This window comes from Pseudomonas sp. P5_B2, assembly GCF_056400445.1.
Window position 1 is genome coordinate 1 of sequence record NZ_JBFULH010000868.1, and the last position, 1,440, is coordinate 1,440.

Annotated in this window: 3 protein-coding genes; all 3 read right to left on the reverse strand. The window is 56.7% G+C overall.

Annotated elements, in window-relative coordinates; translation table 11 throughout:
* Positions 1-12: 12 nt before the first annotated feature.
* Positions 13-384, reverse strand: coding sequence for a glutathione S-transferase N-terminal domain-containing protein (locus AC1DRJ_RS27565; protein WP_477804933.1), 372 nt, complete (start codon positions 382-384; stop codon positions 13-15).
* A gap of 103 nt (positions 385-487) precedes the next feature.
* On the reverse strand, positions 488-1,033 hold the full coding sequence (gene folE, locus AC1DRJ_RS27570; RefSeq protein ID WP_003204506.1) for a GTP cyclohydrolase I FolE: 546 nt from the start codon (positions 1,031-1,033) through the stop codon (positions 488-490).
* A 77-nt stretch (positions 1,034-1,110) separates the two neighbouring features.
* A partial coding sequence (locus AC1DRJ_RS27575; protein ID WP_477804934.1) for a Smr/MutS family protein occupies positions 1,111-1,440 on the reverse strand: 330 nt, incomplete at its 5' end.

Genomic DNA, 1,440 nt, shown 5'->3' on the forward strand with positions numbered 1-1,440 from the left:
CTACAAAAACCATCAGGCAGCAGCAAAACGCTTATCTAGATAATCAATGATGACCTTGGACTCATACATCCAGGTCGTCTGGCCGTTCTCTTCGATGCGCAGGCACGGCACCTTGATCTTGCCACCTTGCTCCAGCAGGGTCTGGCGATCTTGTTCGTTGTTCTTCGCATCGCGCAGTGCCACTGGCACATTCAGGCGACGCAGGCTGCGGCGGGTCTTCACGCAGAACGGGCAGGCGTGGAATTGATACAGGGTCAGGTCCTTGGCAGCGGAGTTGACCTTGGCCTGAGCCTCGGCGGCACGTTGCTTCTTGCCGGGACGAGTCAGGAAGTCGATGAAGATGATCAGTTGGCCAAGGCCGACACGAAGTGCTTTTACGAACACGTTGAAAGCCTCACGGTGCGAATTGAGAAGGGCGCGCAGCTTACATGATTTTTTGCAGACGAAAAAAAACCGGCGATGAATGCCGGTTTTCTTCGTACTGCATTTACTTGATCAGGCTGAGAAACTCGCTGCGGGTAGCCGCGTTTTCGCGGAACTCACCGAGCATCACCGAAGTGATCATCGACGAATTCTGTTTCTCCACACCGCGCATCATCATGCACATGTGCTTGGCCTCGATCACCACTGCAACGCCCAAGGCGCCGGTGACTTGCTGGACCGCATCCGCGATCTGGCGACTGAGGTTTTCCTGGATCTGCAGGCGGCGGGCGTACATGTCGACGATACGCGCGACTTTCGACAGGCCCAGCACTTTGCCGCTCGGGATGTAGGCAACATGCGCCTTGCCGATGAACGGCAGCAGGTGGTGTTCGCACAACGAGTACAACTCGATGTCCTTGACCAGCACCATTTCGCTGTTGTCGGAGCTGAACAAGGCACCATTGGTGACCTCTTCCAGCGTCTGTTCATAACCGCGGCAGAGGTACTGCATGGCTTTGGCGGCACGTTTTGGCGTGTCGAGCAGGCCCTCGCGGGAGACGTCCTCGCCAAGTTGACCAAGGATGGCCGTGTAATTCTGTTCCAGGGACATGAAACTACCTGTGGGGATTTTCGCAAAGGGCAAGGGTACGGTGGCAAACACGGCGCTGCAAGCGTGACGCGACAGCTTTACTCGTCACGACCTTCCATCATGGTGCGTTTGAGCATCACATACACCGCTCCGGCACCACCATGTCTGGCCTGGCACGAGGTGAAGCCAAGCACTTGTGAATGCTGGCGCAGCCAGGTGTTGACGTGACTTTTGATCATGGGCCGCTTGCCATCCAGACGCACGGCTTTGCCGTGGGTGACGCGCACGCAGCGAATTTCGAATTTGGTCGCTTCGGCCAGAAAAGCCCAAAGGGTTTCTCGCGCTTTTTCCACGTTCATGCCATGCAGGTCGAGGCTGCCCTCGAACGGAATCTGACCGACCTTGAGCTTGCGCATCTGGCTTTCCTG

What these genes read in the sequence shown, in the direction of transcription:
- folE (WP_003204506.1), bottom strand. Translation starts at nt 1,033, where the DNA reads ATGTCCCTGGAACAGAATTACACGGCCATCCTTGGTCAACTTGGCGAG.